11 protein-coding genes are annotated in these 14355 nt (G+C 51.3%); 4 read left to right on the top strand and 7 right to left on the bottom strand.

The window, feature by feature from the left end:
* Positions 1 to 15: 15 nt before the first annotated feature.
* The 6 genes from AC6I7T_RS12170 to AC6I7T_RS12145 form a co-directional block, all read right to left on the bottom strand.
* Positions 16 to 1143, bottom strand: a complete 1128-nt coding sequence (locus tag AC6I7T_RS12170; protein ID WP_497793714.1) for a TIGR04053 family radical SAM/SPASM domain-containing protein — start codon at positions 1141 to 1143, stop codon at positions 16 to 18.
* Between the two features lie 351 nt (positions 1144 to 1494).
* Positions 1495 to 2046, bottom strand: a complete 552-nt coding sequence (locus AC6I7T_RS12165; protein ID WP_497793713.1) for a hypothetical protein — start codon at positions 2044 to 2046, stop codon at positions 1495 to 1497.
* A gap of 152 nt (positions 2047 to 2198) precedes the next feature.
* Positions 2199 to 4616, bottom strand: coding sequence for a serine/threonine-protein kinase (locus AC6I7T_RS12160; protein ID WP_497793711.1), 2418 nt, complete (start codon positions 4614 to 4616; stop codon positions 2199 to 2201).
* Positions 4613 to 5212, bottom strand: coding sequence for an RNA polymerase sigma factor (locus tag AC6I7T_RS12155; RefSeq protein WP_497793710.1), 600 nt, complete (start codon positions 5210 to 5212; stop codon positions 4613 to 4615). The genes AC6I7T_RS12160 and AC6I7T_RS12155 overlap by 4 nt, the downstream gene beginning before the upstream one ends.
* 200 nt (positions 5213 to 5412) lie before the next feature.
* The gene (gene treZ / locus AC6I7T_RS12150; RefSeq protein WP_497793709.1) at positions 5413 to 7158 is read right to left on the bottom strand and encodes a malto-oligosyltrehalose trehalohydrolase; all 1746 of its coding nucleotides are present in this window, start codon (positions 7156 to 7158) and stop codon (positions 5413 to 5415) included.
* Positions 7159 to 7232: 74 nt separating this feature from the next.
* Entirely contained in the window at positions 7233 to 8003 is a 771-nt protein-coding gene (locus AC6I7T_RS12145; RefSeq protein WP_497793708.1) for a glucose 1-dehydrogenase, read from the bottom strand.
* Between the two features lie 292 nt (positions 8004 to 8295).
* Here AC6I7T_RS12145 and AC6I7T_RS12140 point away from each other — a divergent pair, with 292 nt between their 5' ends.
* The 3 genes from AC6I7T_RS12140 to AC6I7T_RS12130 all read left to right on the top strand — a co-directional run bounded on the left by AC6I7T_RS12140 (position 8296) and on the right by AC6I7T_RS12130 (position 11973).
* Complete coding sequence (locus AC6I7T_RS12140) at positions 8296 to 9651, top strand: cytochrome ubiquinol oxidase subunit I (protein WP_497793707.1); 1356 nt, start codon at positions 8296 to 8298, stop codon at positions 9649 to 9651.
* Between the two features lie 17 nt (positions 9652 to 9668).
* Entirely contained in the window at positions 9669 to 10715 is a 1047-nt protein-coding gene (gene cydB, locus AC6I7T_RS12135) for a cytochrome d ubiquinol oxidase subunit II (protein WP_497793706.1), read from the top strand.
* A gap of 304 nt (positions 10716 to 11019) precedes the next feature.
* Positions 11020 to 11973, top strand: coding sequence for a universal stress protein (locus AC6I7T_RS12130; RefSeq protein WP_497793705.1), 954 nt, complete (start codon positions 11020 to 11022; stop codon positions 11971 to 11973).
* Between the two features lie 226 nt (positions 11974 to 12199).
* On the opposite strand, the gene AC6I7T_RS12125 is transcribed toward AC6I7T_RS12130, so the two are convergent.
* A complete protein-coding gene (locus AC6I7T_RS12125) occupies positions 12200 to 12823 on the bottom strand; it encodes a Crp/Fnr family transcriptional regulator (protein WP_497794598.1) in 624 nt (207 codons plus the stop codon).
* A 522-nt stretch (positions 12824 to 13345) separates the two neighbouring features.
* Between AC6I7T_RS12125 and AC6I7T_RS12120 the strand changes: the two genes are divergently transcribed.
* A complete protein-coding gene (locus AC6I7T_RS12120) occupies positions 13346 to 14341 on the top strand; it encodes a DmsE family decaheme c-type cytochrome (RefSeq protein ID WP_497793704.1) in 996 nt (331 codons plus the stop codon).
* Positions 14342 to 14355: the final 14 nt, after the last annotated feature.

Here is a 14355-nt window from a genome sequence, read left to right as displayed (position 1 = left end):
TGTACCTTTCCCTGTTTACTTCTCCATTACAAGCTTAACGTGTTCTTCAGGATGGTAACCCTTCGGCTGGTATATGCAACAACTCTCTTCGGCTAAAAAGTCTCCAGTCAATGCGTAAGCCCTGGCTCTGGAGCCTCCGCAGATCTCCTTGTATTCACATGCCCCGCACTTTCCTTTGAGCTGTGAGCTGTCACGGAGCGCTTGGAAGACGGCTGCTTCCCGGTAAATATCTGCTAATGGTTGATTTTTAACATTTCCGGCATAAATCGGGAGAAATCCGCTGGGATAGACATTCCCCGTGTGGGAGACAAAAACGAATCCTTTACCGTCATTGACACGGCGTGTTGCCCAGCCAATTGTCTTGGCATGAATCTTGTCTTCCGGATGCACTGCCTGCTCCCGTCTCTGTTCGGCAATATTTTGCTGCAGAAGATAGCGCCTGTAGTGCATTGCTTCTGTCGTTTTGATCTGGAAGGGAACCTGCTTCGAAAGCTCGAACAGCTTGGAAAAGACCTTTTCAAATTCGGCGCCATCCAGAAGATCTTCTGTCTTGCCACGTCCGACCGGGACCAGGAAAAAGACATTCCACATCACAATCTCAAGTTCGTGGAGAAGTGCAGATAGCCGGTCCAGATCGTGAGCATTATGACGGCTTACCGTTGTGTGCACCTGGATTGGAATTCCTGCTTCATTGGCCCAGCGGACGGTTTCGATGGTGCGTGCATAGGCCCCTTCCAGACCGCGGAAGTTGTCGTGAATCTCCGGTGTCGATCCATCCAGGCTGACACCCAGCCGGACCAACCCGGCCTCTTTGAGCTTGAAGATTACTTCTCGCGTGAGCAATGGAGTGGCACTTGGAGTCAATGCCGTGTGGACGCCTTTGCCGGTCGCATACTTTACCAGATCGAAGATGTCATGACGCTTAATGGGATCGCCGCCAGTAATGACGAAGATCGGCACCTGCATCTCGGCGATTTGGTCGATCAGCTTGTGTCCCTGTTCGGTTGTCAGCTGATCGGGATGAGCCAGAGGCTGAGCGGCAGCCCTGCAATGTTTACAGGCCAGATCGCAGGCCTGAGTTACTTCCCAGATCACCAGGAAAGGGCATTGGTTATAGTCGAGGCCACCATGCATCGGAATCATGTATTAAGAAGAGCAACATCTTGCTCCTTTTGACTGTGATTTAAATCACCTGAATGCGTTGAGCCGGTCAACTGGGGTGAAACACGCCAGCTCAAGCATTCATTGGAGAGACAGTACACGGTCCGCAAAGGAGCTTTAATGCCTACTGGCAACACGGACGCATCAGGATTACTTCGTCATCCCCACCCCAGAACACGAAAAACACCTGTCCTGAGGGGTCCCGGCTTGCGGTGAAGTGAAGCAGCGCGAGCTAAAGTTGGTCCTCTGAGACTTTCATATCGGGAACGATTGATACTTTGAAGATCAACGCTGTCCGCTTACCGCCACTGCGATCTGCTCAAATACGCGCACCTACTTTCTGCGGGTAAGGTGCTCGAAATTAGAAAATCCGTCACTGGAGTGTACGGCTACATACTTGCGTAAGCTTTCCGTCGGCGAGGTTATTAATGCGCCATCGTTTGTATTGATAAAGTTCAAAGCATTTTCTTTCTGAATCGGATCGTCTTCTAGGGGTGCGTAAGAGAGGTCGTTCCCGGAAATGTCCAGTTTCGCGATCATATGTGCAGATATGTTGCCAAATGGCTTCTCAGTTTCCTTCTCGTTAACCGTTTGTTTCTTAAATAAGAGATCCATGAATAATTGCTCGTTCAGACGAACGAGGTTTACTTCATAGTGCTCCGTAAGATTTGAGTCTGAATGCGAAATCATCAGATTGTAGCCATGTTCGCCAGATCTTTCGAAAAGGAATTGTGCATTCTTGTCGTTGGCGTCAGCCCATCTCCCTTCCAGTGCTGGCTCAACCACCGCATCATGTTCTGAGTACAGAGGGGACACGGATGATGCTGGACATCCAGCAAGGATGAGGCAGAAGAGAACAAGAAATGGTAATGCGAGTATTTTCATGGGGTCTCCTTCCAGCGTTTGCTCCTCTTCAGTGTTTTGAAGAGTGAAACGCATTGGCTCGAGGTTTCGATCACTCTTCTCGGGCTCATGTAACGGGTAAGCGTAATAGGAGACGGAGTATTACAGTCTTTAGAAAAGAATTATGAAGATTTTTATCGGACTCGATCTAGCTTATGGAGAATCGCGGAACGGATAGAAGTGTACCGGCTGGCACCCAACATTAAGGCGGCCCCGATCAGCAGCAACGTAATAGACCATATGGCATGATCGCGGAAGAGATCCTGCTGCAAGCGGACGATGCCAATCGCAAGAAAGAGCAATCCAGTAGCAAAGAAGTTTTTCATCTGCTTTGGAATGCTGCCAAAAATAAACGCGCAGGCAACGACAGGTAGCAAGACCTCGAAGGTACGAGCTTCGGTTCGCATTGCAATTGCGGTAGGAGAATCTTTCCATCGATCCGATGCCGTCAATCCCAGCAAGAGTAGAGATGTCATCACATGCCCGGGAAGGACGAAACGAAACGCTTTGGCCACAGCACGTAGCTGAGCCGAATGGAATCGTTCGAAGATACTCTGGAGAAGCAGGTAGATCCCTGCATTGATCATGAACAGGTATTCGATTTGGCCTCGTGTCCAGGGAGCAACGGACTGCAGCCATTTTGCATAAGGATCATGGAAGACAGCCAATCCGCTGAATGCTGCGAAGGTAAAGACAACAGCGAACGGATAGAAATAGCGAGAATCATTCTTCCGTCCGAAGTGCTCCAGCACCGTTCCTGCCACAAAGAAGCAGAATGCGATTGGAATGAAGTAGAAATAGATCCGGCCTGGATCGTTGTCCAGCCACTCCAGCATCCCCAAGCGGAGTATGGTTGTCAGACTGAAGAGAGATGCCATCGTTGCGAAGACCAGTGAGAATACAGAACTCTCTGTGAATCGCCGCAGCCAGATATAGACAGGCAGAGAACACAAGAGTGTCCACCACAGTTGCGCATTTGTAGTCTTCTTGAAGGTACTGAATTTGTAGAACAGTTCCAGGTCACTACGTCCCTTTGTGAATCCTGAGAACACTCCGATTTCGCCCATAGTGACAAGTAGAGCTACCGGCAGTAAGAGACAGAAGGCAAGCAGATAGGCGATTGCGAACCGGTACTGTTCCGCTTTCCAGTTGCGAATACCGAAGTACGACGTAGAAGCGGCAGCAGAACCTGCAACGAATATGGCCAGACTTCCTTTGAGTATCGGGATATGGAAGAGAAAGACCAGGGCTGCACCGACTACCATGGTCCACGCGCCTAGATAAAGACAGACCTGAGGAAGCGATAGACGACGCGTCTCCATAATCCATGCATCTTCTGGCTCGATAAGTCTGCCATATGCCTTGTGCAATGCGTCGTATTCCGAGTCGGAGATTACCTGATCCTGCTTCCATCCGTTTAATTCTTTTAGGTGGTTCTCAATTCGACCTGTGATGAGTCGGGAATAGGAGGTCGGCACTGCGAGTACTTCTTCTCCTGCCAGGAATCGTTCTATGTCTGTCGCCATTTCACGGGCAGAAGCGTATCGATCTTCAGGCTCCTTCTCGAGTGCCTTCAGACAAATATTTTGGAGCCCTCGCGGAAGAAGAGAGTTGAGCCTGCGAGGAAGAATCGGTTCTTGTGCACGGATACTGGTGAGCAGTTCTGTGACGTTTTCTCCATGAAAGGGCAGCGATCCCGTGAGTACTTCGTAGAGGATGATTCCCAGCGAAAAGACATCGCTACGAACATCCAGAGTTGCATCACTACGAGTTTGTTCCGGCGAAAAGTACTCCGGAGTCCCCAGCAAATCTCCTGTTGTGGTGACGCGGCTTTTCAGATCGTCTGCGTGGAGCGCCAAGCCGAAATCAAGCAGTTTAGGCTCTAGATCCTGTCCCACGAGAATATTGGCGGGTTTCAAATCCCGGTGGAGGATCTGATGCTGATGCAGAAAATCGACAGCTAGAATCGTCTTCTGTACAAGTTCGATCTTTTGCTTCAATGACAAAGGAGCAGCTGCTTCGGTAAGAGGGCGCCCCTCCAGATACTCCATGACAAAATGGGGAGGCTCTTGTGGCTCGCCGAGGTTATAGATGCGGGCGATATTCGGATGACTGAGCTTGGCCATTGCCTGCGCTTCGTGCATGAACCGTGCGCGCAAGAGAGATATATTGGAGTACTGCTCCTTCAAAGTCTTGATTGCGACCTTGCGTCCCAGGCGTTCATCGATGGCAAGATAAACGCATCCCATTCCTCCAGATCCGATTTCGCTTACGATGCGGTGGCCCGAGAGTTTTTCCGGGCTTGGCTGCTTCGAGTTCTCTGGTGTATCGGTTGCAGGAGGATCCAGGGCAACATCGATTTGCTGAAATACTTCGAGTTCCCGGTGCAGCTCGAATTCAATGCCCGGATGGATTTTGCAGAACTCTTCGAGATCCGGCGTCTCCTCTTTTGCGAGGAGATCAACATAGTCTGCGAGAGCCTGGGCTATGCGTTGTTCTTTGTGCGACTCATCGGGAACGGACGAACTTGCGCTTTGTTCCGGCGTGTTCATCGTTCTTCCTCCCCTAGAGCGCGCAGGCGCTGGAGAGCTCGATGTAGCAAAACAGCTACGGCCTCGCGAGTTCTTCCTAACCGCTCAGCAATTTCTGAAGAAGAAAGGCCTTCGAGCTTGGCCATCAGGATTACATCGCGATAATCGGCAGGCAAGGAATCCAGGCGTGCCAATAGCCTGTCGACCGATTCCTGCTGTATCAGAATCTGACTAGGTGTCTGCAAGTCCCGTGGTTCGGGCCCTCCCGGATTGCTCGCGGATCGAAAACCGACTATTTCTTTTGCGTATCGTTTTTGACTAGTCTGGGAGCGGACTTCGTCGATGATGACGTGATCGACGATACTGGAAATCCATCTCATGAAACTTCCGGAAGAGCGGTAACTAAACTTCTGAATATCTCTTGAAGCCGTTAAAAACACCTCTTGCAGGATGTCATCTACCTCAACGCGTTCACGTAATGGTGTACCAAGTTTGTAGCGGATCAGCACCGCTAATCTGGGCTTGTATTTCGTGAAGAGCTGATTAAAGGCAGTCTCGTCTCCCTCCCGAAATCTTTCGAGCAGATTGAAAGTTGAGGTGAAAGATGACAGTTTCATCGACGAGCCTTTTGTCTGCCTGAGTATACCCCAGAGGCATTCGCAGGCTATCGGATTGTTCCAACAGCAACAATCCGGATGGGGCGCGAATTTAGAACACTGTCTGCATCGCTATAAAACAGAATCGCGAAGAGTTGAGCAACTCTCTGTTGGAAGAGAGCTGCTCATAAATGCCATAAATTTGTTTTGTATCGCAGCGCTTAATCGGAGTCTGCCAGTTTGATAATTCCGACAGTATCGGATGGCACCGTTAGCTCATCATCTGTAAGTGTTACCGATACTTCCGATCCAAGTAGTAGTTGTACTCCGGAAGGTAATTCCAGCACAAGATCTTCATCCCCCAAATTGCAGGCGATCCAGACCTTTCCTCGTTTTTCGATAATCCAGCGGTCGTCCTCGTCGTACATCACATTGCCGTAATGGAGTCGGCCGCAGGTAAGATCCGGTTCGCTACGGCGGAGTCGAATCAAAGCCTTATACCAGGCCAACATCTCTGCGTGTGTATCTTGTGCCGCTTCTTCCCAGATCAGCTTCGACTGGAGAAAAGTATCTTTTTCTTGAGGATCGGGAACATCCTCCGGCTTCCATCCAAAGGTTGCGAATTCCTTGCTCCGTCCTTCAGAGACAAGTTTGCCGAGCTCTTTGTTTTCGTGATCGGTGAAATAAAGAAACGGGGTAGAGGCTGCGAATTCTTCGCCCTGAAAGAGCATCGGTACAAACGGCGCCGTGAGAACCAAGGCTGCGGCTATCTTCGCCTTTCCTGATGTAACGAGGTGGGCAAGGCGTTCTCCCTTGGCTCGATTGCCAATCTGGTCGTGATTCTGCGAGTAGCCCAGGAAACGCCAGCCGGGCACCGACGATTCAGCCATGTGCCCGTGCCTGCGTTTGCGAAAGGGGGAATATCTTCCATCGAAGATGAATGCGGACTGTAATGCCTCGACCAAATCAGCAATTTCTCCGAAATCTTCGTAATAGCCCTCCTTTTCTCCCGTCAGCAGAGTAACCAGCGCATGATGGAAATCGTCGCTCCACTGCGCATCCATTCCATAACCGTGCGCTTCGCGAGGAAGGATGACGCGTGGATCGTTCAGGTCGCTTTCGGCAATCAAGACGAGATTGCGGCCAAGATGGGCTTCAAGATCGTCTATCTCGGTCGATAGTTCTTCAAGGAAGTGTGTTGCAGAGCGATCAATGTAAGCATGGATCGCGTCCAGGCGAAGCCCATCGAAGTGATAGTCCTTCAGCCACATGATGGCGTTGTCGCAGAAGAAGCGCCGGACTTCGTAGCTCTCCGCATCCTCCAGATTCACCGCTTCGCCCCACGGAGTATTGTGCTGAGAGGTGAAGTACGGTCCGAACATACCCAGATAATTCCCATCCGGGCCAAGGTGGTTGTAGACAACGTCCAGGAGAACAGCGAGTCCCTTCCTATGGCAGGCATCTACGAAGCGCTTCAGTCCTTCCGGTCCTCCATATGCTTCCTGCGGGGCAAAGAGATCGACACCGTCATAACCCCATCCTCTCTTTCCAGGAAAAGACGCGACTGGCAACAATTCGATATGTGTGATTCCGAGGTCGAGCAAATAATCCAGCCTGGAGATTGCGGCATCGAAGGTTCCCTCGGGGGTGAAGGTTCCAATATGCAGTTCATAAATGATGGCGCTCGATAACGGTGGAGCCTGAAAGCCCTGATCCGACCAAGAGAATGCCGAATGATCGAGAACGCGAGAGAGCCCATGGACACCCTTGGGTTGCCACAATGAGCGTGGGTCGGGTACGGAGGGTCCTTCTCTATTTAGACGAAAGGCATAGTCCGATCCCGGACCAGCTGTTTCGAGAGCAAGAGTCCACCAGCCATTTTCCTGGTGTTCAAGAGGAAAGAATTTCCCGCTGGTTTCTACTTCAATCTTCTGTGCTTTGGGTGCCCAAACTCGAAAGAGATGCATGTGCGCTGTAGTCTTTCCCTTTTGTGTGTAGGTTTATTCCATTGGTGGAGTGGTGCCGGATCTTCAGATAATCGTCACTGCTCGTGATACTCGCGGGTGAGCCCGCCGTCGATAGTCAGTGTGGCTCCCGTGATGTAATCTGCCTCCCCGGATGCAAGGAATGCGACCACGTTTGCAACTTCTTCGGGAGTTCCCATGCGGCGAAGGGGGATTTTTGACAGAAGGGACTCAAGTTTTGGCTTGTCATTCAAAAGAGTCTTGTTGATCGGAGTTGCAATTGCTCCGGGAGCAACATTATTGATCGTGATGCCGAACGGGGCCAGCTCTACAGACAAATCGCGCGTGAACATGCGCATTCCTCCCTTACTCAAACAATAAGTGGAGAATCCAGGGAAGGCCATGTCCTCATGAACCGAGCTGATGTTGATAATCTTTCCGGACTTCTCCGCATTCTGCAGACGCCGGACAAAGGCCTGGGTGAGGAAAAATGGCCCACGAAGATTCACCCCCAGAACTCGCTCGTAATCTGCCCAAGTGACATCGAGGAACCCTGCCTTTTTCTCCATGCCTGCGTTATTGACCAGGATGTCAGCGTTTCCAAAGCGCTCCCATGCCTGGGTTATCAGCTTTTCGATGTCTTCTTCTCTGGAGATGTCAGCCTGCACGATTATGGCCGAGGCTCCCCCGGCTTCGATCAGCCGTAACGTCTCATCTGCCCCTTCGCGATGGCCGACATAATCGATGACCACGTTTGCCCCCTCTTTTGCCAGGCGCAGCGCAATGGCTTGTCCAATCCCCGAGCTGGAGCCGGTCACAATTGCAGTGCGGTTCTCTAGACGTTGCATAATGTCTTTTCCTTGAAGAGCGATATAGGGGTTCTCAAGCTTGGATGCAGAAGAATTTGGGAAGCCGTAATTGAGAATGGCTCTGGGCGAACGGGTGATATGGATCACATCGAGTATCGGGAAGTAGTACTAGAGTTCTGGAGGGAAGAGAAGGGAAACTCTTTTGCTTTCATCGTATCGCAAGGTGGGAAAATCAGCTGAGATTCGAGAATGATGCGCCCCACTTGTTCCCTGCGGACTCTATTTAGGTGAGAGTAGAAGTGTTTACCCATTCCCCGATCGAGGTTTCTGAATGGACGCGCAGGTCCTTCATCGCATTCACTTTGCGTATACCGTAACCTTCCACTACCTATTTCCCCAGCTGACGATGGGGTTGTCTCTGCTGATCGTTGTGTTAAAGACCATTGCCGTGAGGCGGGACGATGAGACCTATCATCAGGCCGCGCGTTTCTGGGGCAAGATCTTCGCCGTCAACTTTGTGATGGGTGTCGTTACCGGTATCCCGATGGAGTTTGAATTCGGCACCAACTGGTCGCATTTTTCACGGTTGACTGGAGGCGTTATTGGTCAGCCGTTGGCGATGGAGGGGGTCTTCTCGTTCTTTCTGGAGTCAGCTTTTCTCGGGCTCTTTCTCTTCGGTGAGAAAAAGCTCTCGAAACGGATGCATTGGTTCTCTTCCTTTGCTGTCTTCTTCGGTTCATGGATCTCTGGCTTCTTCATCATCGTGACCGACGCGTGGATGCAGCACCCTGTTGCCTATCGCGTTCTGCCCAATGGAGCCTATGAGGTAACCAGCTTTTGGCATCTCTTATTCAATCCCTGGGGCTTGCTGCAATATATGCACAACATGTGCGGGGCAGTGGTTACGGGATCGTTCGTGATGTCTGCCGTGGGTGCCTTCTACATGTTGGAAAAGCGGCACGAGGTCTTCGGCAGAATCTTCCTGAAGGTCGGAGTTGTTGCCGGGCTTATTTCCTGTATAGCGATGATCTTTCCGACTGGAGACCTCCACGGCAAATATGTTGCTAAACATCAGCCTGCAGCTATGGCCGGGATGGAGGGGCTCTTTAAGACGGAAAAGGGTGCGGGCATCGTTCTCATGGGACAGCCCAATGAAGAAACTGGTCAGATTGACAATCCGATTCGAGTGAACAACGTCCTTAGCTTCCTGATCTATGGCACCACCAGTGCTGAGGTGAAAGGACTCGACCAGATTCCTAAAGACCAGTGGCCGACCACTCTGCCGCTGCTCTACTACAGCTACCACATCATGGCAGGGCTCGGGACCTACTTCGTAGGGCTTATGCTGATTGCCGGCTTCCTGCTGTGGCGAGGCAAGCTAACGACCACTCGCTGGGTTCTCTGGCCTCTGCTGTTGAGCTTCCCGCTTCCTTATATCGCGAATACCGCGGGGTGGATGACTGCGGAGATTGGCCGTCAGCCTTGGCTCGTTTATGGCTTGATGCGAACCAGCGAGGGCTATTCGAAATATGTGTCGGCTGGCAACGGACTCTTCACCCTCTTGGGATTCATGGGACTGTATACGGTTCTGTCGGTTCTCTTTATCGTGCTCATTTACCGGGAGATTAGCCATGGGCCGGAAGCACATGCTCCGGCTACGAGTCCTGATACTCTGACCGCCGCTTAAAGGCAAAGGATGCTGCGATGGGTTTTATCTGGTTTTGGCTTACTGCAGTCATGATTGTCGGGTATGTGGTGCTCGACGGCTTCGATCTTGGGGTCGGGGCGTTACATCTTTTTCTGGCACGTACCGAGGAAGAGCGGCGGATCAGCCTGCGTAGTATCGGGCCGGTCTGGGACGGCAATGAGGTTTGGCTGCTTGCCGGCGGCGGAACTCTGTACTTCGCCTTTCCGTTGCTCTATGCATCGGCCTTCAGCGGTTTTTATCTACCGCTGATGATTGTCCTCTGGTTGTTGATTCTGCGCGGCATAAGCGTCGAGTTGAGAAATCACATCGAGATCATGACCTGGAAGGCCTTTTTCGATGGACTCTTTACCTTCTCCAGTGCGCTGCTGATCATCTTCTATGGTGCCGCTCTCGCGAACGTGATTCGCGGTGTACCGATAGGAGCCGATTCCTACTTCTTCCTGCCCTTGTGGACGAATTGGAAGGTGGGACCGAATCCGGGAATTCTGGACTGGTATACGGTAATCGGCGGAGTCGTCGCGTTGGTAGCCTTGTCCTTGCACGGGGGCTTGTGGCTGGCCACGAAAACGGAAGGCATGCTGCAGCGGCGTGCACGGAAAACCGTCGTGGTCCTGTGGCCCCTCCTGATTGCGGTCACTCTCGTCAGTCTGGTTGCGACATTGAAGATTCGTCCTCAATCTCTGACGAACTACTATGCCTTTCCAGTAGCCTTCATCATTCCGGTCGGCGTGATTCTGATGTTGTTGGGGATCTTTTTCTTCGTTCGAAAGGGAAATGATCTCTCAGCTTTCTTCTGCTCCTGCCTCTATCTCTTCTTTATGCTGGCTGGAGCTGCGTATGGACAGTATCCGGCATTGCTACCTTCTATCAGTGATAGTTCGAGAGACATCACGATTGCGAAGGCTTTGTCCGGTCCTCATACCTTAGCTGTCGGTTTAGTGTGGTGGGCCTTCGGGATGCTTCTGGCATTTGGGTATTTCTTTCTGGTTTACAGGATGTTTCGTGGAAAGGTCGATCTCGAATCCACTGGCTACGGACATTAATTCGAGCGCGATGCGGCCATCCTAAAAAGAGATGGCCGCATCTGTGCCCTTAGAGAGTCAATTTTCAGGTAGAGTCCTGGGTTCAGGCACGTGCAGCTTCTTCGGAAGGGTGCCACGTTGCGGTGCTCTTCACCACCGCTTGAGGGGGACTCTCTCAACGTATCAAGATGCGGCAAGGTAAGTCTCAAGAACAATTTCGAAATAGAACGACTAGTAGGAATTTTTTTCGTCACCATACGCTGTGCCTATGCTCACTGCGTTACACTGCCTGCCAATGACACTGTGATCGCAGCAGGAGGTTTCTATGATCCCTCTCAAGAAAGATCGTTGGAGTGTTCCATCCGCGATTCTCCTCGCTACAGAAATTCCCGCCGATGAGAAGGTCTTTTCCTTTGCATTAGCTCAATGCAAACTCTCATCAGCACGGCTGATCCTGTTCCATGCTTATGACACTCTGGTTGTTTCTGCCTCGGAAACCAGCGGCGTTCGTTATTACGACTACGCTGGCGCAGCCAAGGCGGAGATGCGCAACCTGGAGCCATGGGCGGAAAGGGCACGTGCAGCGGGAGTACCGTGCGAAGTCGTGGTGCATCCTGGGTTGGCTGCTGAGCAAATTCTTGATTGCGCCCATGAAAAAAGTGCCGATCGTATTGTGATGGGAACTCGGGCCCCTGGACCTATCAGTAAGATTCTGGTTGGCTCTGTTGCCGAAGCTGTACTTCGTTCGGCCCATGTCCCTGTCTACATTGTCGGACCTCAAACAGTGGATCAGGCGTACCAAGGGTATCGGATTCGTTCCGTCCTTTGCGCGACTGGTTTGCATGAAAATGCAGGAGCGGTTGTAGGATTAGCCGCTGATATTGCAGCCAAAGCCGGAGCCCGTTTGTGCTTGGAGCATGTCATCAAGCAAGAAGAGCGCGGAGCAACAGCAAAAGCACATTCTCTTGGAGAGTTGGAGAGAAATCTCTTGGAGTTGATTCCCGAAGAGCACCATACCTCGCTGCCTGTCGAGGCAATTGTGGTTCCTGGTGATCCGACAGAAGAGATCCTTCATCAGACACGAATGCAGCAAGCAGATCTTCTGGTGGTAGGAGCCCAAGAGGCTTCGATCCTATCAACACTCACCCGTCAGGGAGTGGCGTATCGTCTCCTTGGCCAAGCGCCTTGCCCAGTATTGATACTGCCGCCTACAGCTCTTGAGCGTGGGCCCCGCAAAGCACCTGCGGTTGCCGATGTCTTTATGGCAGGGGTAATTTAAGAGCAGCTGAGAACCGGATAGCTAAAAGCCGGGTAGCGTCGCTTCGCGACAGATAGCTAAAAGCAGCAAAAAGCGGCCAGTAGAGATATTTTCTGCTGGCCGCTTTGCAATGCTGGAAGGTTTTTACTTTGCGGGGGAAAGCAGTGCCAAATTCAGCTAATCTGCTACCCGCTTTTTAGCTATCCGGTTCTTAGCTGGGTTTCTGCCAACCGGACCTTAGCTGCTTCTAGAACATCGCCTGCAGCTTCTCTGGCTGGTGCACCGTTACAGCCGAGTCCCTGATGGACAAAATGCCTTCTTTTTTGAATTGTCCTAATGTACGTGTGACTGTTTCCCGTGTGGTGCAAGTCATGGAGGCCAGTTCTTCGTGAGTCAGCAGCAAAGGAATACGATATTCACCATCATGCCACTCCCCTATCTGCTGGGCCAATTCGGCGAGCAGACGGGCAAGCCGTGCGGCGACCGTATCTGTCAGGGCAATACGGCATGCGTCTTGTAATGCGAAACGATACTCCTGGCAAATACATTGGACTACGCGAATCTGGGCTTCTTTATGACGGCGAAGAAATCCCAAAAAGTCGGATTTATGAACAGATCTAACATGTGCCGCCTGCAATGTTTCTGCTGTTACTTCATAGGGACGTTCCGACATAGCGGCATGGATACCCAGAATGGCGCCTGGACCAGCTACGCGTAAGATCATTGTCTTCCCATGAGAAGAATCGGCGGTAAGCTTAAGATACCCACCGCAAATTACATACAGTCGATCTGCATTTTCACCCTGGTTAAAAAGTCGTTCACCAGGTGCTAATAATCTTGGTGTTGTAACGACATCCAAATCAGCCAGCACCGCATCACCTAGACTGCAAAACCACCCGGGCTTTCTGTTGGGACAGGCAACGCAACCAGCTAGAAAGGTTTCAGATTGCCGTCCTCTGCGCGGGCGACGTGGCTCGTTGAATTCCTGTAATGGTGTTTGATTAGCGGGCACGGCATACCTCAATCTGCGCTGGGACTTTGTAGATAGTGTCGGAAGGAAGACCAGTAGAAGTATGTGATGATTCTCACATAACAGGGCTGTAGTTTTTCCATTTTCCGAAACAGGTCAAGACAGGGGGGGGAGTAGGCTGGCGTTTTCCTCAACCGGGGTAGTGGTCGAGTGACCCCCAGCTGAGGCGGAATTGGAATTGCCAAATCGGGACTGTTAGGACGAAAGTCTTTGATTTGTTGTCAAATTGGTGCTCTAGTTCCTGACTTTGTTCCTGAATTTTGCAGATATGTGATGAATATCACCGTTTCGGGCAATAATGCTCCATAATATCGGGGCACCAACTGTTTAGTAGCATCAGAGAGTAGTGGCCGGAGCCGAGTGATGCATCAGTTTATTAATAGAATCCACAACGTATTTACTGCGGTCCAATGTAAAACTTATGGGCTGCGCAAAGTCTTTTTCCTGTTGCCGCTGCTTTGTGTAATGAGTAGTTCTCTGCTCTATGCTTCGGGGAAACCAAAACAGGAGAACCTAACTAATACAAAAGCAGCCGCACCGAATCCAGCCGATTTTGTTGGTTCGGATACCTGTATGACCTGTCATGAAGACGTCGTTAAGAAATTCGCAGGCAATCCGCATAACAAAATTGCTTTAGAGCATAAGCAGAGCGGCGTTACCTGCGAAGGTTGCCATGGACCAGGGAAGGCTCACGTTGATGGCGGCGGCGATGTCACCAAAATCTTTCGTTTTACGAAAGCTTCCGCAAAACAAATTGACGAGAACTGCTTAGGTTGCCATCAGGGCAAGCATGCCAACTTTGAGCGTTCGGCCCATGGTGAGGCGAACGTAAGTTGCACGAGCTGCCATAGCATTCACTCCAGCGAGATGGGCAAACCCCAATTGCTGAAGACCTCGCAGCCGAAGCTGTGTTACAGCTGCCATACCGATGTAAAGCCGCAATTCTCCATGCCCTTCCATCACCGGGTAGAGGAAGGCCTGATGAATTGCAGCGACTGCCACGATCCGCACGGCACATTCCAGCATAAACAATTGAAGGCGACCGCAGATCAGAATGCAATCTGCACCAAGTGCCATACGGAAACCGCCGGGCCATTTGTTTATGAACATCCTGTGGTCAAGACCGAGGGCTGCAGTAGCTGCCACTCCCCACATGGATCGCCGAATCCGCGTCTCCTGAATGTGAGCAATGTGAATACTCTTTGCCTGCAGTGCCACTCGGTGACCAATACGTCTGCTTTCCCGCGGGCTGTTGCTCCGACTGGGCCAGTGCATAGTCAGGCTGCACAGTATCAGGCCTGCACTGTCTGCCATACGCAGGTTCACGGCTCCAATTCCAGCAGCGTTTACTTCAAATGACGGAAAGAGAGAGA

This window comes from Humiphilus diazotrophicus, from assembly GCF_059726315.1.
The sequence above is the reverse complement of the archived record's forward strand: the minus strand, read 5'-3'. Positions and strand labels throughout refer to the sequence as shown.